Here is an 18312-nt window from a genome sequence, read left to right on the forward strand (position 1 = left end):
CGCAGACGCGGGTGGTCACCTACTATGACTCGCTGCAATCTGCCATCAAAGAGGAGTACTACATCAAGACCAAGCCAGACACCGTGCTGCACGGCTACTTTACCCGGTCTTACGCCCTGATACGTGCTACTTGCTACGTACTTACGCGTTTAACCCTTCGGCCTGGGCAATGAGTTCGGCAATGTCAAAGACTTTGACTGAGTCTTCTTTGTTCTGGCTCTTTACGCCGTCGGCCATCATGGTCATGCAGAACGGGCAGGCGCTGGCAATGATGCTGGCCCCGGTGCCAATGGCTTCTTCGGCGCGCTCTACGTTGATGTCTTTGAAACCGGGCTCGGGCTCTTTCCACATCTGGGCACCGCCGGCCCCGCAGCAGAGCCCGTTGGCGCGGCTGCGCTTCATCTCCACCAGATCTGCGTCTAAGGCGGCCAGCACTTCACGCGGCGCCTCATAGATGTTGTTGGCGCGGCCCAGGTAACAGCTGTCATGGAACGTGATGCGCTTGCCTTTGAACTCGCCGCCGCCGGCTATCTTCACCTTGCCCTCGTTGATGAGGTTCTGCAGAAAGGTGCTGTGGTGAATGACCTCGTAATTTCCGCCCAGGGCGGGATATTCATTCTTGATGGTGTTGAAGCAGTGCGGGCACGCCGTGACAATGGTTTTGATGCCGTAGCCGTCTAGCGTGGCAATGTTGGTCATGGCCTGCATCTGGAACAGGAACTCATTGCCGGCGCGCTTGGCGGGGTCACCGGTGCAGGATTCCTCCATGCCCAGCACGGCGTACTTGGTGCCCACGTGCTCCAGAATGCGCACAAAGTCACGGGTTACGCGTTTGTAGCGGTCGTCAAAGGAGCCGGCGCAGCCTACCCAGAATAAAACTTCAGGGGTTTCACCGCGGGCGGCCAGGTCTGCCATAACGGGTACTTGTATCTGTTTTTTCTCTGACATCAGTGGTTAAGGGCTAAGTTGTAAAGGTGCTAGTGTGCTAATTTACTCGGCATGCCGCACAATTGCTAATGGTTGTTAGGCTGTTTCTGCAATTCAGCGTTTTTCAGGTGGCGAGTAAGGAACGCGTGAAACCCACCCCTACCCCTCTGAGGAGGGGAAGTATCTGGCAAAGTTGTTAGCTATTACTCGCTGTTCAGGAGTTCCACTCCTGAACTTGCCTGCTGCGGAGTTCTACTCTGCCGGGAACCACGAGCAGAAGTTGCAGAAGAAGGGGGAGTGGAACTCCCTGGCAGACTACTTCCGGAGCAGAACTCCGGAAGAGCTGGTTTACAAAGCAAAAAGTGCTTTTACCTTCCCCTTTTGCGAAGACAACAGCCTTGTCTACACAAAGGAATGACTTCTTTTCCTTCGGCTGCGCCGATGCGTTTATGACCTAGTTTTTGGAAACCATGAACAAATCATCTGCCCAGTTGAAACGGTCACTTGGGGAGAAGGCCCACGGGGCGCCGTTGTTCTCAATGTTGTTGAACATGGCGTTGAGGGCGGCCGGCGCGGCAGACTCTTCCAGCACCAGGAACCGGCGCAGGTCAATGATGGTAGACAGCTGGTTGATGTTCACCGGGCAGGACTCTACGCAGGCGTTGCAGGTGGTGCAGGCCCAGAGTTCCTCTGGGGTGATGTAGCCGCGCAGCAGCGTCTTTTCATCAGTGGCGTTTACGCGCTCAGACTCCTGCTGGTAGCGGGCCGGCGCGAAGATGATGGGCGAATGGCCTTTCTCCTCCAGGCGGTCACGGGTGTCCATGACAATCTTGCGCGGCGAGAGCAGTTTGCCCGTGATGTTGGCGGGGCAGACGCTGGTGCAGCGGCCGCACTCGGTGCAGGTGTAGGAGTCCATGAGCTGCTTCCAGGTGAGGTCTTCCACGTCTTTGGCCCCAAACTTCTGCGGATCTGCCCCTTCGGGCGCGGGCGGCACCTGGTAGCTGGGGTCCAGCATGGCTTTGATCTCATGCGTGATGCTCTCTACGTTGCTGAACTGGCCCTTGGGCTCCAGCTTGCTGTAGTACACGTTGGGGAACGACATGATGATGTGGAAGTGCTTGGAGCTGGGCAGGTAGTTCATGAAGGCCAGAATGCCTACAATGTGCACCCACCAGCCCACGGCGGCAATGATTTTCAGGGTCTGCACATCGCTGCCAAACAGGTCTACCAGGCCAGATGTGACGGGGAAGGCGCCCACCAGGTGCAGGCCGCCCAGCTGGGTCAGCTTCTGGTCAGCAATGTTAAAGGCGAAGAGCGCCAGCATGAGCACAATCTCCGTAACCAGAATAATATTGGCGTCCAGCTTGGGCCAGGCACGCATCTCAGCGCCGTTGGTGAGGCGCGGCACTTTGGTCACGTTGCGTCTCACCAAAAAGATGACACAGGCAATGATCACCAGCAGGCCCAGAATTTCATTGATGGCCATGAGCACGCTGTACACCGGCCCCAGCACGCCCAGCACCCGGTGGGTGCCAAAGGTGCCGTCAATCAGGATCTCAATCAATTCTACGTTGATCACCAGGAAACCCACGTACACAAACAGGTGCAACACGGCGGGCAGCGGGCGCTTAAACATTTTTTGTTGGCCAAACGCCACCAGCAAAAGGGTGTTGATGCGCTGGGAGACGTTGCCGGAGATCTCTTTGTCACGGCCCATGTTAATGTTCTGGGCAATCTTTCGGATCTGCCAGATAAACAGGCCAATACCTACTACAGCTACAATAATAAACGCGATGCTACTAATCACAGGCAGGAAGTTTAGCGGTGGAATTTGCTTCTATTACGAACGAATTTAGCAAAGTATTCGGAAACCGGTATAAAAGATTTTTTTGCCAGAAGTTTTGCAAATGTGCGCAGGCTGCTTACCTTTGCATACTTTTTCACGGGAACGGCAGCAAAACAGCTCCTGACCAGAAGTGAAAAGATGCTGGTGATGTAGCTCAGTTGGTAGAGCAAAGGACTGAAAATCCTTGTGTCGTTGGTTCGATTCCAATCATCACCACCAGCAGAAAAGAGAATCCCGCTTCATGATTTGGAGCGGGATTTTTTTGTTTTCGGCCTGTTTTGGCGAAAAGAGGCTTTAAATAGGAATAGCTCCCCTTGGTGGTTCAGCCGATATGTACCAAGTTGGTACACGTAGGTGCGTTCATGCACCCCATTGGTACATAAGCGCCCCTACGTGTACCAATTTTTGTATTTTTGTCTCATGACACAGCCAACCTTTACCCCTGACCAGCCTTATAACCAACTGCCCTTGCTCCCTCCTACCTTAGAAGAGATAGAATCTATTGCTATCTTAAAGCAGGAAAGCAAGGCTGCTGTAGCCGTAGCAGAGTTAAAAGGATTGGCTAGGACACTCCCTAATCAGGGCATTCTGATAAATGCTATCGTTCTGAAAGAGGCCCAGGCAAGTTCTGAAATTGAAAATATCATCACTACGCATGACAAGCTGTACCAAGCCCTTGCCGCTACCTCTGTACAGGCTGACCCCGCAACCAAAGAAGTACTGCGCTACCGCGAAGCATTGTTACGTGGGTTTCAGGAAATACAGGAAAGAGGCTTCCTCAACACCAATAGCATTTGCCGCATCCAGGCCATTTTGGAAGAGAGTGAGGCTGGCATAAGGCAGCTCCCTGGCACAGCCCTTAAAAACGATGCCACCGGTAGTACTATTTATACGCCACCTGATGACAAAGACACGTTACAGCGCCTGATGCATAATCTGGAAGTATATTTAAATGAGGAGCCCGGCGAGGTATCAGCCTTGATCAGAATGGCAATTCAGCATTACCAGTTTGAAAGCATCCATCCCTTCTATGACGGCAATGGCAGAACCGGGAGAATCCTGAATGTCCTTTACCTTATCCTTCAGGGGCAATTAGACATACCTATCCTCTTCTTAAGTTCTTATATCATCTCTCATAAAAGCACCTATTACCGCCTGCTGCAGGAAGTGAGAACCACCCGTAATTGGCAAGAATGGATTCTATTTATGCTGCAAGCCACTGAAAGTACCGCCAGGCAAACCATACAACAAATTAATGCTATCCATCAGCTGTTTGATGCAGTGCAGAACAAGGTAAAACAAGAAGCACCAAAAATTTATTCCAAAGACTTGATAGAACAGCTGTTTATACACCCTTACACCAAGATTGAATACATTTCCAATGGTTTAGGGCTGGAAAGAAAGGCAGCTTCCAGATATTTAAAAGCCCTACAGCAAATTGGCGTATTATCCCAAAAACAGGTTGGCAAAGAGGGGATATACATCAATGATGCACTTTATACGATCTTGCGCAGCGCATAGGTAGCACCCAACTTTAATAAAGTTTGACCTGCCCGTGGTCTCGCTTCGCATTTTCTCGGCTAAAATTATCTGAATTGAGCAGAAGCCTATCTGTCTGACTCTAGAGCAAAGGACAGAAAAGCCATATGTCACTGGCTCAATTCCCTGCATCTCCACCAGCACAAAACAAAATCCCGCTCCAAACTTTGAGGCTGGATTTTTTGTTTTCGGCCTGTTTTGGCGAAAAGAGGCCAAAAACGGAAAATCTTCTGTGCCCATCCTGCTCTCCCCAGCAGCACAAACGTATAGGCTGGCCATTAGGCTTCTCGGGCAAATTGTGGTAATTATGGGAAACCATTGATCACATGCGGCTTAAAACAGTCCTCTCTCTGCTGGCCTTCGGGTTCACCCTCCACACCTTCGCCCAGGCGGGCAAAACCAAAATCACCGTGATGGCCTCTGACCATCTGGCCCAGATCTACCGCAAAGACAAACCCACCACCGATGTGCTCACGCCCCAGGGCCAGAAAGCCATGCAGGACCTCACTAATCTGGCAGCTAAATTTGCCCCAGACATGATTCTGGTGGAGGTGCTGCCTGAGCGGCAGCGCGAGATAGACAGCCTGTACGCCCTCTACCTGCAAGACCAGCTCAACCTGGAAACCCTGGAGAACGGCCGCAGCGAGGTCTATCAGTTGGCCTTTCGGCTAGGCAAGCAGCTCAAGTTGAAGCGCATTGTGTGCGCCAACGCGCCGGGCGGCACCTCGCAGGGCATTCTGGCCAACGGCGACAACATAGACCTGTACACCCAGGAGATTGCGGGCCTGCGGAAAGAGGTGAGCAAACTGAGCACGGGCCTGCAGAACGGCACGCTCTCGCTCAAAGACTACACGGTGCTGCTGAACCAACCCGAGCTCTACAACCTGGTGTACCGCGTGCGCTACATTGTGCCCGCCCGCGTGGTGAACGGCAAATTCAAAAACCCAGACGCCATGGTAGACACCGCCTTTGTGAACCCCCAATACATTGGCGCTGAACTGACCTCCATCTTCAAGAACCGGGACTACAAAATCTACTCCAACCTGGCCACAGCCCAGCTCAAGGAGAAACCCAAGCGCATGCTGCTCCTCATTGGCGCGGCCCATATTGGCTCATTGCACAGCATCCTGCAAGATGACACCGCGTTTGAACTGGTGCCGGCCACTACATTTTTGGGGAAGAAGAAACAATAAGCTTTTCCTGTGCAGAGAATCCTGTTCCAGTCTGGGAGCAGGGTTTTCCGTTTTTGGCCTGTTTTTCTAAAAATAGGCCAAAAACAGAGGCAGGCGACAAGTAATTTGAAGAACATTTCTTTCTACCTTCGGCACCAGCCTAAGCACCTGTTCCATGTCTCCGCTTACAGATTCATTGCAGAAATACCTTCACAAGTTCACCCACCTTCGCCAGGGCATGACTAAGTTTGGCCCGGCACCACACAAACCAGTCCTGCTGTTAACTGTTCTGGAGTTGTTTGGGAAGGCTGAGTTTACTGAGAACAAGATCTATATCACGCCAGAGCTGGTGGGCACGTTCAAAGAGAACTTCGCCCTATTGGTCACCACAGACAACCGGGCAGATTTCTTTCTCCCTTTTTACCATTTGGCTGGTGATGGTTTCTGGTTTGTCAAAACATGGCCAGGCAAAGAATTGAATTCAGTGATCAAGAATTTCACTGTATTGAACAATCTGGTGGAGTATGCTTTTGTAGCCGATGACGTATACCCTCTTCTATTACACCCAGAGCAGCGGAATATTTTGAAAGCAGCAATACTCAACCGCTACTTCCCTGCCAGTAAAGAGGCCTACCAACAGGCTAAGAACGGCGGCGGCTACATGTATGAGCTGGAAAAATACCTGCTGAACGAAAGCGCTGCCACCTACACCCTTACGCCAACCGCCCCAGATGAAGAGCAGCTGTTTGTGCGGGGCGGCCTTTTCAAAAAACTGGTACCCCAAGTTTACAACTTTACCTGCTGCATCTCTGGCATGCGCCTCAGCTCGTTGCACGGCTTCTCTATGGTTGATGCTTGCCATATTGTGCCCTTCAGCCAAAGCAACGATGACCGCGTCACCAACGGCCTTGCCCTCTGCCCTAATCTGCACCGCGCTTTTGACCGGGGGCTGATTTCAGTAGATCCTCAACTGAAAGTCATGGTATCTCCGGCCATAGCCGAAGATGAACGCAACGCCTATGCGCTCAGAAAGCTGCAAGGACAACGGTTGAACTTACCGTTTGGGGCTATTCATTATCCGGCGGCAGAGAATCTGGCGTGGCACAGGGAAGTGGTGTTTAAAGGGTGACCTGCTAGCATTGGAATCTTTCCCTACAGTGATAATCAAGAAATTCTTTGTGAGGCAGAAACCTAGACGGCAAGATCATGCTCTTGCCATTGTACTTGTGAAAGAAATCATCATGCGCGCCTCCAGCTTCTTTCAGCATGGGAGAAACCTTCACCACATACTCTGGGGTGATCGTTAAAAGGCCCGCTTCAAAGGCTTTGTCATGGAGAGCATTTATTGCTAACCCATTGTGCGGGTTTAGTCTGTTCTTCTCATCTACACTCCATGGCCTAATATGGCCTGCCACAAGAAGCGTCGGGGTTTGCAACCCGGTAATACAGCAGGTTGAGTTATAAGAGGCAAGAACAGCTCTTCTAAAGAAAGCTTGGTTCACCCTAACCTTCACCATTTGCTCCCTTACTTTCCCTTCATGGGGTAAGTCTTGCTCAGGAATAAGGTTCCTGTCTTCTATTCTGGCTCCCTCTGCCTGAGCTCGCAGCATTTCGCTCTCAAACGGCAGCACCTCCCAATTGTCATTAAATTCATTCCAGATCTCCTGGTCAAGCTTACTGACATTCTGTGCCCCTTTGACACCTCTTGCCCGCAGGCTCGGGTCTAGGCTTGCCAGATTCACCAGCTTGAAAGCGACAGAGCCTGCCGTCCTCCCAATTAACTCTGCAAGCTTTACCACCTCAGGATTGTTCCTATGGAGCCGACCGAAGGGCAGCTGACAGTAAAGGTTCATTGCTAAAATCAGTTCTTCCCTTGTCCAGAGGCGTTGGCCCTGCTTCATAGGCGTTGGTAGAAGTAGTCAATATCGGCTTTGCCGAAAAAGTTTGTAACGCTAATGGCTGTTTCCAGCCTATTTTTCTTAAAACAGCCCCAAAACGTACCCCTACAACAACAAAGAATCTATCCGGTGCGCGTGTACCATCTCTTCACAGCTGGACCAGCTGAAGACCGTGAACCGGCCGTCTTGCGAGGCCACCAGGGCTAGGGCGTCGCGTTGGTCATACACAAACTGGGCGGCAGAGAGGTGGCGGGTGCCCCCGTTCTGGCTGGGATGGATGACTCTGCCCTCATTGCCCACAATGGGCTCGGTGATCATCATCTGCTCTACCGGGTCATGCCCGTAGGCGCGGCCAATCTTGGTGCCAAACGCCAGCAGCTCGTGCCGGTCATTGATGATGGTAGCGCCGTCAATAGCGGTAAGCCCCGCCAGCGCCCCTACCTCCTGCCTGACTGCCGCCAGCCAGGGGCCTTTCTTCTTCTCGTCGTCGGGTTGTTGCATGAGCCCAGAGAGATTAGAGAAAGCAGGCGAAACCGAGTACAGGATAGGCTTGATGATGGAATCCTGCCAGGTAGTAGCTTCGGCCGGAACCACCAGCAGCGTGCCCCCGCGCTGGTGGGCGCGCATAGAGACGGCCAGTTGCACCAGCACGTTCACCGTGCTGTCACCAGAAAAGGGGGCAGAGAGGTTGAGCAGCGGCTTGAGCAGGCCGGGGCAGTCGGGGAGGCTGGCGCTTTCTTCGTTAATGAGCTTCACCTGGTCGCCTTTGAGTACGGCCACGTTGGCAAATTTCCCAAAGCCATCGCCCCGGCGGTGCTTCACCACCAGCAGGCCCGGCTCTGAGACATCTACCACAAACCCGTAACTCATGACCTCCTGCGTAGTGCCCCAAATGTACAGATGGTCGGCCTCGTACCAGACGCCCAGGTGAATGCCCGGGCGCTCCACCCCGGGCGCCAGCTTGGCCAGAATGGTGGGCGTTAACGGGAAGCGGTGCTCAAACACCAGCGGCTTGCCCGCCATCTCTGGCGACAGGTAAGCCAAAGAGATTTTAGGCGACTGCCCTTCTTCCTTGCGCAGGCTGGCCCAGAAGGCGGCATCCAGAATGGCTTCTATCACATGGGCGGGCGGGGCCGGGGCCAGCGCAGCCTCTGGCCCGTTTTGCCGTGCCTCGGCCCGGTGTTGCGCGAAATGGCTCTCTACGGCCTTCGCCACGGCGCGGGCGGCTTGATACGTTGACTCTTGCTGCATAGACTGCGCGTACGCCCCTGGGGCGACTGGGTTCATGAAAGGTTTGCGTGCAGGAGTGAAAGTAAGAAGAAAAGTCATACCCCGCCAGGCAGGCCGCCACAATCTGTGGTTTCTTAAAAGATAGGCAGGGAGGCTGCGGCCCTTTCAAGGGGCAGCTGCGCAGCCAGGTGCAAGCGTGCGTTTGAGAGAAGTGGGCCAGCGGTGCCAAACAAGAACAGGAGGGCCGTACTTGACCGACGTGGAGCAGCCTTCCTGTTTTGGGGCTGTTTTTCAGAAAGTAGCCCTAAAACGCATTTCCGCTTTTGCCGGGGCAGGGACATGAGCCCGGCAGGGAAAGCATAGGGACGGTTTCAGGCGTAGCCTGAAGTAAAATACAGGAGGCCGAGGCCCGTTATACCAGCTCCTTCAGCACGTTTTCCATAGAAGTGGTGTGCAGGTACGGCTCCAGCTGCTTCTGGTCTGTAAAAGTGCGCACCAGGGCAATGCTGCCGCAATGCTCCAGAAGCCACACCTCCACGTAGAAGGAGCCCAGGTAGTACAGACTGATATGGCACCAGCCTTTGAGGCGGGCATGCAAGTAACGGCCGCTGTCTTGCACATATTGAATCTGCTCCCGCAACGGCATTTGACTAAACTCCTTCACTTCCATCATCCTTCTTTCTCTGGCCCATTGTTCCCCTATTTTACGCTTAATTCCGGTTTCTTAGTACACGTTCTGCAGACTTTATTTCTCGTTTTCCCCTCCTTTGCCCCGGCGGCCAAACCCCTCCTGCGTTATAACCTAAACAGTATCTGCTGCTTGCGGAACAGTGCTTTTGTGTTTGCTTTAGGAGCTGAATCCCCTCCTTCTTTCCTCAGCCCAGGGCAGAGAAATGCCCCTCCTCATTGATTTGCACCTGCAGAACGCGCCGCGCGGGAGCACCCAGTACCTACGGCGGCTCTGCATTGCCGGTTCCTGCCAAAACGCAAAAAGAAGGGCTTACCGCTTTTGAAAAGAACCTTGCTGAAGCCAGAAGAAGGGCAGGCTGAACCAGTTGGGGGCATAGCCGAAAACAGTCAGGGCCAGGTTCTGCCAACGGGGCTTTGGGGTCTCCTGGAAGTGCTACGGAGGCAGCCAAGGCGCACCGGCCGTTTCATACCAGCTTGTTTGCAGCCCCAAAGATCAAGGCACAACCGGCTCTCCCCCAGGCGCCCTGCATGAACATGAAAAGCCATCTATCCCGCAGGCCAAACAATAAACCGGCAGGAAATCTGTTTACAAAGGGCTGGTATGCATTAACACCGGCGGCACTTTGTATTTAAACCACATGGCTTCTCTCTTTTCTTCAAGAACCACCCGCTGGGGGATGAAATCGCTGTTAACGCTGGCCGCGGCGCTCTTGCTGGCCCATTTTGCTCAGGCCCAGATCAAACTCAAGGACCTGAACAAGCTCAAACAGGTGGTGAGCGGCGGCAGCCCTCTTTCTTCTGAGGAGATTGGCGCGGCCCTGAAAGAAGCGTTGTCTAACGGCGTGGCCAAAGGGGCCGACATGGTGGCACAGGCAGATGGCTTTTACAAGAACCCTGATATCAAAATCCCTTTTCCGCCGGAGGTGAAGAAAGTGGAGGACCGGCTGCGGCAGATAGGCATGGGCCGCGAGGTAGACAAGTTTGTGCTGGCCCTCAACCGGGCCGCCGAAGACGCCGCCCAGGAAGCCAAACCCATTTTCCTGAACGCCATCAAGCAGATGACCATTCAAGACGCCGCAGCCATTCTGAAAGGGCAGCCAGATGCCGCCACCCAGTACCTGAACCGCACCACCTCGGCGCAGCTGCATGAAAAGTTCAAGCCTATTATTCAAAGCTCCCTCAACAAGGTACACGCCACCCAGTACTACGCCACGCTTATCACCGCGTACAACAAAATACCGCTGGTGCAGAAGGTAAACCCAGACCTGGACAACTACGCCACCCAAAAAGCCATTGACGGCCTGTTCACCATGGTTGCCAAAGAAGAGAAGAACATCAGGCAGAACCCCGCGGCCCGCACCTCAGAACTGCTGAAAAAAGTATTCGGCTCTTAAAAAGGTTGATGGTTCTACACAAGCGCCATCACGCAGCCGGTGCCAGCCTCAAAACCCGTGCCTGGCGGGACAACAGGTTGTTTCCCGGCTACCTTCACTGCCCGGCAGCAGCTCCGCATTGCAGAACGTGCTATGCAATATGTAGCGCTGAAGTCATTTTTAAGTTGCCAAAGTGACACCATGGTGTTAGCACCCGGCAAGTCTGGAGACCCGCGCCAGCGCCAGCGCTGAGAAGTCTGCAGAGCCTGGCATCTACCAGCCCAGGGGCTGATCCCCTGACTCTGCCCCAATACCTGATAGCGCCCGGAGGACCTGCAAGCGGCTGCGCCAGTAGTGCCCCAAAGGCTGTTTTCGGCTTGTTTTTCTAAAAACAGGCCAAAAACGCACGTATCATTTACAGCCGCATCTTTACCCCCAGGGCCAGGTTGAAGATCTTGGCGGGGCTCAGGTACCCGGGGTTCTGGATGTACGAGATCAGGTATTCGCCCATGGTGCCTACTTCATAGTAACCACTGAACCTACGCAGCTTTTCTACCCGCACCAGGTTCACCTGCCCCCCCGCGAAGAGGTAATAGTGAATGGCCGTAGAAAACCGGTAGTAGCGGTTGGGGTAGCGGGCCAGAAAACGCTCTGAGGCAAAGAAATCATCGCCAAAGGTATAACTGATCTGCATGCCCAGGCTGAGGGGCTGCCAGTCCAGCGTTTTCACCGGCACCGGTTTCACCGGAAAAAAAGTGGACTTGACGGCCACGGTGTAGAGCCGGTCACCCGCCAGCTTCTGGGGCAGGTAGCCGAAGGAAAAATCAGTTTCCAGCCGGCGGTTGAAAGACTGTTTGCCCACGCCCACTGAAACCAACCCAATACTCCCGGCAAACTGAGCCTTGAGGTAATAAGGGGTCAACGGCTTCTCCTCCTCCTCCTGCGCCAGAGAATCTGCCACTTCCTGGCTAAAGGCGGTCTTACTTAGCAAGAAGCAGCCCAGCAGCAGCATGTAAAGGTATCCTTTCATCTTAGAAGTCAATTTTCTCCAGGCTGTAGCCGCCGTCCCAGAGTTTAAGGTAGGTAAAGCCTCTCTCCTTTACTGTGGTGGTGACGTGGTAGAGAATGCTGGGGTCATTGTACCGGGTCTCTGTCTGCCAGCTGTGCCTGTGCCCGTGCAGGCTCAGCGGCACCACCCCGCTTTGCGCCAGGGTCTGGTGGTACGGCAGCTCCAGCTGCGGGTCAAAATCTCCGTCAAACGGAGGCACGTGTGACACTACCACTGCCTGTGTCCAGGGGGCGTCGGGCTCTGGCGTAAGCTGCTGCTGCAGCCAATCCAGATCAGGTACCAACCCGTTGAAGCCGTACTCCCGGCCATTGGTGTCAATGAAAATGAACTTGGTATGGCCATAGACAAAAGAATAGTTGAACGCACCGTACATCTCACTGTAAACCGTTCTGGCGTTGCCCAGCATGTCATGGTTGCCTATCACGGTGAGGTACGGGTACTTCAGGTTTTTCATGATGTCATGCACCCACCTGAACTCCTGGGAGAGCCCAAAGTCTGAGATATCGCCCAGATGCACCACCAGGTCAATGTGGGGGATGGAATTGGCCTTGTCTACAAAGTCAACAGTGGCATCATAGAAGCGCTGGGTATCTCCCATCACCAGCAGCCGAAGCGTGTCTCCCGGCGCCTGCGCCAGCAGGCGGGCAAGGTTCTTCTGGGTGAGGTTCTTCTCGCTGTCCTTGAGTCTGATCTGGTTGGGGTGGTATTCAAAAATCCCCTCGCAGGCCGAGAGCAGCAAAAGCAGCAAAGGGTAGATCAAGAAGGGGATGCGTTTCATTCTTTTATTTTGTACGGGAGCGGCAGGAGCTTACACTTATAGCAAAAAACCTGTTCAACAGCCTGATGCACTTATATTGCCTATGGCCTATATAGAAGAGACAGATTGCCAACCTGCTACCCCTATCTAATATTTTATTGGCTTTAACTAATATCCGGCTCAAAAGTACACTTCTCTGCCGTGGCGGCCTCACAACTCAATGATACCTTTTAGTATAGCTGCTGGGCACTGTTCCTGCCGCCACCCCTCCTGGCTTCGCCAATTATTCATATAACACTCTGGCTAACAACACACTACGCGCTACGCCTTAACTTTATCAAATCCTCTGCCGCCCTTGGTGCTATAACTTTTCTGGTAGCAGGTATAGAAATGTATATTGACAAACGGGGCAGACAGACAAGCACAAAAGGAGCTCGCGGCAAGGAGGCTTTCCCCCTTCCCCGCCTTTGGGTGGGCTTTTCTGTTTTTGGGCTGTTTTGGCCAAAACGCAAAAACAGAAAGTTGTCTTGGCGTGGGTGCTAAGAGCAGTAGCGGGCTTTTTCTTCGGCGGCCATGGTAAAGCCCAGTTGGGCCGCTTTGGCCAGCAGAGCGCAGCTGCGGGGCCCGTCATGCTGCGCTCTGGCAATGAGGGCCTGCAGGTAATAGCCGCGGGCGTTGCCGGGGTCTTGCGCCAGCGCCTGCCGGGTATCTTGCAGGGCCTGCCCCCACTGCTCCAGCCGGTAGAAGGCGTAGGCCCGGTGCAGCAGCGCCTCTGCCTGCAGCGTTTGCCTACCTGGCGGGTGGGTTAGAAAGCGGGTAAGGTCATTGACCGCCGCCTGCCAATTGTCTTCCAGCTGCAGGTGCGTAATGGCGCGGTCATGGTAGACGGCGGTGAGAGTGGGGTCCAGCTGCAGGGCGCGGTTGAAATCCCGGAGCGCCTCCTGGTACTGTTTCAGCTGCAGATAGCATTTGCCCCGGGCGGCATGCCAGGCGGGTTTGGGCACCTCTGCCTGCTGCACAAGCACAGAATAGTCCAGCGCGGCCCCTTCTGCGTCATGCAAGTGCCCATGCCTGATCTCGGCGCGCCTAAGCCTTGCCTCCGGCTCCTCCTGCCGGTACTCCAGCACGGCAGAATAGGCGGCCTCAGCCGCTTGCCACCGCTGTTGCTGCACGGCCAGGGCGGCGTCTTCCTTCGCCCGGCGGGCGGCCACGCTCTCCCAGCCCAGTTTCAGGCCCCATACCAGCAGAATTACCAACAGCACCACCCCTGCCACTATCTGCACGTCGCGCCGGGAGAAGCGGGAGCGGCGCTGCGGCCGCTGGTGGTAGGACCGTTCCCGGAAACCGGCAGGCGGGCGGGTGTGGTGGTAGCGGGGCACGCTGTAGGCCTGCGCCTGCCGCTGCTGCTGCTCATACTGGCGCTGCAGGTCAAAAGCGGCCTTGCGCCTGGGGTTAGACAGCACCTGGTACGCCTCGTTCACCTGCTTGAACCGCTCCTCGGCCTGCCCGTTGCCCGGGTTCTTGTCTGGGTGGTAGCGCAGCGCCAACCGCTTGTAGGCCGCCTTTATCTCGGCGGCCGAGGCGTTGGAGGGCACTCCCAGGATATGGTAAGGATTTGGGCTCAAGCAGTATAGCGTAAAGGTACCGTCTGCAAAAGTACGAGTTACACGCCGGAAGAATGGTAGCCGGCGCCTGTTTTTGGCTTATTTTCTGAAAAACAGGCCAAAAACAGAAACCGTCTGCGCTGGCGCAGGTTATCCTGTCTGTGCATATTTGCGTAAGGGATTTGGAGGCATGCCCGTTAAAGAATATTTTCCGGCACTATTCCCGTATATGCCCTACGCACCATCAACTATGAAAAAATAATGGCAAACGAAGACAAAAGCAGAACAGACAGCATCATTGGCAACCTGGTGGGGTACATAGACACCCGCCTTGACCTGATCAAACTGGACCTGCAGACCAAATTGAAGAGCATCTTTGTCAGCACCATACATGGCGTGCTGCTGGGGCTGGTGGCGCTCATGGTGCTGCTGTTCCTGAACCTGTTTATTGCCCTGCTCCTGAATGATGTTTTAGACAGCCAGTTCTGGGGCTTCGGGATTGTCACGCTTTTTTATCTTATCTTGCTCGTCATTTTACTGGTAGGGCTGGACAAGAAGGTGTTCCAGGGCATGGCCGACAAGGCGTTCAGGAACACTATTTACAAAGCCGATGAATCTGACCAAACCATTTAACTTCAACCGTTGCCATGAGCGAACTACACAACCCGCTTTTTGAGGACCAGCGTGAATTTCTGGAGCGTCAAAAAGAAGAATATAAAAACGCCTTACTCAGTGATGTGGCTGACATCAAAACCCAGTCACAGCAGATAGGCAAAAGCATTGCCGTGGGCGCCGCCCTTCTGGGGGGCATCTACCTGCTCAGCCGTGCCCTGAACGGGAACAAAGAGGAGAAGGCGCATAAGAAAAAACTGAAACGCCTCAACGCAGCTAAGTTCAAAGGTGCTGAAGACCGGGCCTGGATCTCCTCTATTCCTGAGGTGGAAGATGACGAGCCGCTCTACAGCGCCATTGAGCGCACCTACCCGGCCGTGTACCACCCCTCTGCTGGCACCCTGTCTACGGCGCCCAAACGGGAGAAGGCCCCGTCTGCGTTGATGGCTTTCTTCAAGTCTGACCTCTTCAAGCTGATTGAGCAGCAGTTGGCCACTATGCTCATGGTGTACGTGACCAAGATGATAGAACAGCAAATGAAGGCCCCAGAAGAGCAGCCGGTTCTGGTAGAGCAGGTGGCTATTGAAGGCATGGTACCCGTTGAACCTCAGGCAGACCTGAATGCCCCAGCCCCGCAATACTAACCTGTTTTCTGCGGCAGGCGCGCCAGCTACCGCCTACCGGCGGAAACACTTAGCCGTTCTCCTGGACCCGGACCACCTCACCGTGGCCCGCTGCCAGGAAATTCTGGCCTTAAGCCACCGCCACGGGGTAGACTTCTTTTTCATGGGCGGCAGCCTGATCTCCAACCCAGACCAGACGTCGTTTGTGAGTTACATCAAACAGCACAGCAGCATACCGGTCATTTTGTTCCCCAGCAGCGGCCTCTACATTGACGCCGCCGCTGACGGCCTGCTGCTGCTCTCGCTTATCTCGGGCCGCAACCCAGACTTCTTAATTGGCCAGCACGTGACAGCGGCCCCTCTGCTTAAAAGCAGCGGCCTAGCGCTCTATTCAACCGGGTATCTCCTCATTGACTCTGGCCGGCAGACTACCGCGTCTTACATGAGCGGCACTACGCCCATTCCGCATGACAAGCCCTCTATAGCCGCCTGCACGGCACTGGCGGGCCAAATGCTGGGCCTCCAGCACATGTACCTGGACGGCGGCAGCGGTGCCATGTACCCGGTGAGCCCCGCCATGATACAGGCGGTTAGGCAGGCGGTAGACGTGCCCCTTATAGTGGGTGGCGGCGTGAACACGGCAGAGAAAGCAGAAGCCGCCTGGAAAGCCGGCGCCGATGTGCTGGTGGTGGGCAACCATATTGAAAAGCAGCCACAGTTTATCTCTGAGGTGAGCGCGGTGAAGGAACGGTTCAACGTTGTATTGCCGCAGGCATAACCCTTGCGTTGCGCCGGCTCATTTAATTGCCTATCTTAGCCTTTGTTGTTGAACCACACCCGCTGTGATACCCTATAGCCACTCTATACGCGTTGCGCTCGCCCAGCCCTTTCTGGGGTTGGTAGCCGCATCACAGCATGCCGCTCTGCGGGATGTGCTAAACGGCTATTGCCTCTATTTTTTCGCTACGCCCAAGGCCTTCATTAAATAAGCCGGGAATTCCCGGCCTCCCCTTTGGTGCCCCCCATGTACGGTGAGGGACGGCAGCAGCAGCAGCGCCGTCCCTCACCGTACATGGGGGCACCGTGTTTTTCCCAGCCTGCTTCCAAAGCCCTTTGCCTTTTCTACCACTTCCCGCCCGCGGCGGAAAACCATTTCCTTATACCGCAGCCGGGCTTGCTCTGCCTGGGAGAACAGCTTAGCCACCAGTAACCTATTTTTATATGAACGTGATTTATTTAACTGAGAAAGACCATGAGCGCCTGCACCAGCTGGTACAGCACCAGCGCACGGTTGGCGCGCCGCAAACGGTAGAAAACCTGTGCCAGACACTTCGGCTTGCCCACCTTATTCCGTCTGAGGAAGTACCGGAAGACGTAGTCACCATGAACTCGCTGGTACGCCTCAAAGAGAAGAAAAGCGGCACCGTAATGGAACTGACCCTGGTGTACCCAAAAGACGCAGACATGAATGCCCGCAAGATCTCTGTGCTGGCACCGGTAGGGGCGGCTATTTTAGGCAAGAAGGTAAACCAGGAGGTAGAATGCGCCGTGGCCTCCCGCACCCTTGCCTACCGCGTAGAAGAAGTAATCTACCAACCAGAGGCCGCGGGTGACTTTTTCCTGTAGCAGAACGTGCACACCCAGTGTAGTCATCTTTTCTGGCTTGTCTCCCGCACAGCTAGGCACCTGTACAGAAATAGTCAGGTATCAACGCTTTGCCATTCTGGAAGAACCCGAAGGACGAATGGTTGTAGCGTCAAGGAAATGCTGCCCTAGCTGGCTACCAAGATCCTTTCAGGATGACAAAATGTATAGATGTTCTTGCCACTGCACTTAGTTTCTGTTTTCGCTGTTTTTCAGAAAACAGGCCGAAAACAGAAAAGCCCGCAAAAGCGGGCTTTTCAATGATTTGTTTTGCGCGGTTACACGTTCATTGAGGACTCACGGCGGCGCATTTTACCGGCCGGTATCCCAAACATCATCTTGAAACGGCGGCAGAAGTAGGCGGTGTCTTTGTAGCCCACGTCTTTGCCAATCTCCCTGATGCTCTTCTTGGTGGTACGCAGCAAGAATACGGCACGCTCCATGCGCTGGTACTCAATATAGTCTTGCGGGTTGATACCGGTCAGCATTTTGAAATACTGCCCTACATAGTCTTCAGACACGTTGGCCACGTTGCTGAGCACTTTGTTAGACAGGTCACCGCCCAGGTTCTCCTTGATGTAGTTGAACAGGTCAATGAGCCGCGGGTCTTTGAAGTAGGTGCTGTTGGTGGCCAGCTGCTCCACAAACATCTTGTTCTTTAAGATGTAGCGAATCACCTCTACCACCATCTGCTCTGTGTACAGGCTAATGATGCGCTCCTTGCCCGGCAGGTCCTGCATGCTCTCCTCTACAATCTTGATGATGAGCGTGGCCAGTTTGTTGCTGGTGATCACAAACGCCGGCACCTCCAGAGACGTGAAGAAGTTCACAGAGTCAAACACCTTGGCTTCAAAGCTTACAAAGCTGTGGCTGTCTTCAGCGTCACCAATCAGGTCAAGGTCATTATTGCTTCTAAAGAACTTGTCTTTGGTGGTGATGTAGTCATCATTGGATATTACCCTGCTTTCTGTGTCACCATAGTAGATCTTGGTGCTGCGCCCCCCGGGGATGAAGAGCAGCTGTCCTTCTTCTACAATTTGCTTGTCGTCACCAAAGGCCACAATCCCGTTGTGCACCAGCATCAGGTTGTTTCCTACATCATAGTAGTTGCGCACGGTGAGTGGCTGCTGCAATACCAGGTTTTTAGCCTTGATATAGCGCACCTTCAGCGACTCAATTATTTTATTGTAATCTTCCATGTAAGGGTACTAGATTAAGGGTTGCTGTTTTTGTTGATATTCTGAGTTGTCTGTCGGCTTAAAACTAGCACTTATCTTTTAATTTATCAAACTGTATTAAAAAATATTTATAATCAGACCTCCTCTATA

17 protein-coding genes and 1 tRNA gene are annotated in these 18312 nt (G+C 53.9%); 9 read left to right on the forward strand and 9 right to left on the reverse strand.

Annotation, left to right across the window (positions count from 1 at the left end; all coding sequences use genetic code 11):
• Window positions 1–141: 141 nt before the first annotated feature.
• Both A8O25_RS16975 and A8O25_RS16985 read right to left on the reverse strand, forming a co-directional pair.
• Complete coding sequence (locus A8O25_RS16975; RefSeq protein ID WP_066837217.1) at window positions 142–915, reverse strand: (Fe-S)-binding protein; 774 nt, start codon at window positions 913–915, stop codon at window positions 142–144.
• Window positions 916–1381: 466 nt separating this feature from the next.
• Window positions 1382–2740, reverse strand: coding sequence for a 4Fe-4S dicluster domain-containing protein (locus A8O25_RS16985; RefSeq protein WP_153042806.1), 1359 nt, complete (start codon window positions 2738–2740; stop codon window positions 1382–1384).
• 176 nt (window positions 2741–2916) lie between these two features.
• Between A8O25_RS16985 and A8O25_RS16990 the strand changes: the two genes are divergently transcribed.
• The 4 genes from A8O25_RS16990 to A8O25_RS17005 all read left to right on the forward strand — a co-directional run bounded on the left by A8O25_RS16990 (window position 2917) and on the right by A8O25_RS17005 (window position 6613).
• Window positions 2917–2992, forward strand: a tRNA-Phe gene (locus tag A8O25_RS16990).
• Between the two features lie 201 nt (window positions 2993–3193).
• Window positions 3194–4294 carry a Fic family protein gene (locus A8O25_RS16995; protein WP_066837226.1) on the forward strand — a complete coding sequence of 367 codons (1101 nt, stop codon included), beginning with the start codon at window positions 3194–3196 and terminating at the stop codon, window positions 4292–4294.
• A 344-nt stretch (window positions 4295–4638) separates the two neighbouring features.
• The gene (locus A8O25_RS17000; protein WP_066837227.1) at window positions 4639–5505 is read left to right on the forward strand and encodes a DUF5694 domain-containing protein; all 867 of its coding nucleotides are present in this window, start codon (window positions 4639–4641) and stop codon (window positions 5503–5505) included.
• 154 nt (window positions 5506–5659) lie between these two features.
• Window positions 5660–6613 (forward strand): HNH endonuclease, encoded by a 954-nt coding sequence (locus A8O25_RS17005; RefSeq protein WP_066837230.1) that lies wholly within the window; start codon window positions 5660–5662, stop codon window positions 6611–6613.
• 4 nt (window positions 6614–6617) lie between these two features.
• Here A8O25_RS17005 and A8O25_RS17010 read toward each other — a convergent pair whose 3' ends face one another.
• The 3 genes from A8O25_RS17010 to A8O25_RS17020 all read right to left on the reverse strand — a co-directional run bounded on the left by A8O25_RS17010 (window position 6618) and on the right by A8O25_RS17020 (window position 9285).
• On the reverse strand, window positions 6618–7385 hold the full coding sequence (locus tag A8O25_RS17010; RefSeq protein ID WP_066837233.1) for an HNH endonuclease: 768 nt from the start codon (window positions 7383–7385) through the stop codon (window positions 6618–6620).
• A 102-nt stretch (window positions 7386–7487) separates the two neighbouring features.
• A complete protein-coding gene (locus A8O25_RS17015) occupies window positions 7488–8669 on the reverse strand; it encodes a putative sensor domain DACNV-containing protein (RefSeq protein WP_241499066.1) in 1182 nt (393 codons plus the stop codon).
• 355 nt (window positions 8670–9024) lie between these two features.
• Window positions 9025–9285 (reverse strand): hypothetical protein, encoded by a 261-nt coding sequence (locus A8O25_RS17020; protein WP_066837236.1) that lies wholly within the window; start codon window positions 9283–9285, stop codon window positions 9025–9027.
• A gap of 655 nt (window positions 9286–9940) precedes the next feature.
• Here A8O25_RS17020 and A8O25_RS17025 point away from each other — a divergent pair.
• Window positions 9941–10696, forward strand: coding sequence for a DUF4197 domain-containing protein (locus tag A8O25_RS17025; RefSeq protein WP_241499067.1), 756 nt, complete (start codon window positions 9941–9943; stop codon window positions 10694–10696).
• 394 nt (window positions 10697–11090) lie between these two features.
• Here the strand turns inward: A8O25_RS17025 and A8O25_RS17030 are convergent, their stop codons facing one another.
• From A8O25_RS17030 to A8O25_RS17040, 3 genes are all read right to left on the reverse strand, one after another.
• Window positions 11091–11705, reverse strand: a complete 615-nt coding sequence (locus tag A8O25_RS17030) for a hypothetical protein (protein WP_066837239.1) — start codon at window positions 11703–11705, stop codon at window positions 11091–11093.
• A gap of 1 nt (window position 11706) precedes the next feature.
• On the reverse strand, window positions 11707–12522 hold the full coding sequence (locus A8O25_RS17035) for a metallophosphoesterase family protein (protein WP_066837242.1): 816 nt from the start codon (window positions 12520–12522) through the stop codon (window positions 11707–11709).
• 518 nt (window positions 12523–13040) lie between these two features.
• Window positions 13041–14126 carry a J domain-containing protein gene (locus tag A8O25_RS17040; RefSeq protein WP_066837245.1) on the reverse strand — a complete coding sequence of 362 codons (1086 nt, stop codon included), beginning with the start codon at window positions 14124–14126 and terminating at the stop codon, window positions 13041–13043.
• A gap of 240 nt (window positions 14127–14366) precedes the next feature.
• Here A8O25_RS17040 and A8O25_RS17045 point away from each other — a divergent pair, with 240 nt between their 5' ends.
• The 4 genes from A8O25_RS17045 (at window position 14367) to rnk (ending at window position 16966) form a co-directional block, all read left to right on the forward strand.
• Window positions 14367–14738, forward strand: a complete 372-nt coding sequence (locus A8O25_RS17045; protein WP_066837248.1) for a phage holin family protein — start codon at window positions 14367–14369, stop codon at window positions 14736–14738.
• A gap of 14 nt (window positions 14739–14752) precedes the next feature.
• Entirely contained in the window at window positions 14753–15361 is a 609-nt protein-coding gene (locus tag A8O25_RS17050; protein WP_066837252.1) for a hypothetical protein, read from the forward strand.
• The gene (locus tag A8O25_RS17055) at window positions 15339–16118 is read left to right on the forward strand and encodes a geranylgeranylglyceryl/heptaprenylglyceryl phosphate synthase (RefSeq protein WP_082893711.1); all 780 of its coding nucleotides are present in this window, start codon (window positions 15339–15341) and stop codon (window positions 16116–16118) included. Before A8O25_RS17050 ends, A8O25_RS17055 begins: the two co-directional genes overlap by 23 nt.
• Before the next feature lie 443 nt (window positions 16119–16561).
• Window positions 16562–16966 carry a nucleoside diphosphate kinase regulator gene (gene rnk, locus A8O25_RS17060; RefSeq protein ID WP_066837259.1) on the forward strand — a complete coding sequence of 135 codons (405 nt, stop codon included), beginning with the start codon at window positions 16562–16564 and terminating at the stop codon, window positions 16964–16966.
• Window positions 16967–17262: 296 nt separating this feature from the next.
• Here rnk and A8O25_RS17065 read toward each other — a convergent pair whose 3' ends face one another.
• Window positions 17263–18183: a helix-turn-helix domain-containing protein gene (locus A8O25_RS17065; RefSeq protein ID WP_066837261.1), complete on the reverse strand. Its 921-nt coding sequence runs from the start codon at window positions 18181–18183 to the stop codon at window positions 17263–17265.
• Window positions 18184–18312 lie beyond the last annotated feature (129 nt).

The sequence above is a fragment of the Rufibacter ruber genome (assembly GCF_001647275.1).
Taxonomy (GTDB): Bacteria; Bacteroidota; Bacteroidia; order Cytophagales; family Hymenobacteraceae; genus Nibribacter; species Nibribacter ruber_C.

What these genes read in the sequence shown, in the direction of transcription:
- A8O25_RS16975 (WP_066837217.1), bottom strand. Translation starts at nt 915, where the DNA reads ATGGCAGACCTGGCCGCCCGCGGTGAAACCCCTGAAGTTTTATTCTGG.
- A8O25_RS16995 (WP_066837226.1), top strand. Translation starts at nt 3,194, where the DNA reads ATGACACAGCCAACCTTTACCCCTGACCAGCCTTATAACCAACTGCCC.
- A8O25_RS17000 (WP_066837227.1), top strand. Translation starts at nt 4,639, where the DNA reads ATGCGGCTTAAAACAGTCCTCTCTCTGCTGGCCTTCGGGTTCACCCTC.
- A8O25_RS17005 (WP_066837230.1), top strand. Translation starts at nt 5,660, where the DNA reads ATGTCTCCGCTTACAGATTCATTGCAGAAATACCTTCACAAGTTCACC.
- A8O25_RS17010 (WP_066837233.1), bottom strand. Translation starts at nt 7,385, where the DNA reads ATGAAGCAGGGCCAACGCCTCTGGACAAGGGAAGAACTGATTTTAGCA.
- A8O25_RS17015 (WP_241499066.1), bottom strand. Translation starts at nt 8,669, where the DNA reads ATGAACCCAGTCGCCCCAGGGGCGTACGCGCAGTCTATGCAGCAAGAG.
- A8O25_RS17020 (WP_066837236.1), bottom strand. Translation starts at nt 9,285, where the DNA reads ATGATGGAAGTGAAGGAGTTTAGTCAAATGCCGTTGCGGGAGCAGATT.
- A8O25_RS17025 (WP_241499067.1), top strand. Translation starts at nt 9,941, where the DNA reads ATGGCTTCTCTCTTTTCTTCAAGAACCACCCGCTGGGGGATGAAATCG.
- A8O25_RS17030 (WP_066837239.1), bottom strand. Translation starts at nt 11,705, where the DNA reads ATGAAAGGATACCTTTACATGCTGCTGCTGGGCTGCTTCTTGCTAAGT.
- A8O25_RS17035 (WP_066837242.1), bottom strand. Translation starts at nt 12,522, where the DNA reads ATGAAACGCATCCCCTTCTTGATCTACCCTTTGCTGCTTTTGCTGCTC.
- A8O25_RS17045 (WP_066837248.1), top strand. Translation starts at nt 14,367, where the DNA reads ATGGCAAACGAAGACAAAAGCAGAACAGACAGCATCATTGGCAACCTG.
- A8O25_RS17050 (WP_066837252.1), top strand. Translation starts at nt 14,753, where the DNA reads ATGAGCGAACTACACAACCCGCTTTTTGAGGACCAGCGTGAATTTCTG.
- A8O25_RS17055 (WP_082893711.1), top strand. Translation starts at nt 15,339, where the DNA reads ATGCCCCAGCCCCGCAATACTAACCTGTTTTCTGCGGCAGGCGCGCCA.
- rnk (WP_066837259.1), top strand. Translation starts at nt 16,562, where the DNA reads ATGAACGTGATTTATTTAACTGAGAAAGACCATGAGCGCCTGCACCAG.
- A8O25_RS17065 (WP_066837261.1), bottom strand. Translation starts at nt 18,183, where the DNA reads ATGGAAGATTACAATAAAATAATTGAGTCGCTGAAGGTGCGCTATATC.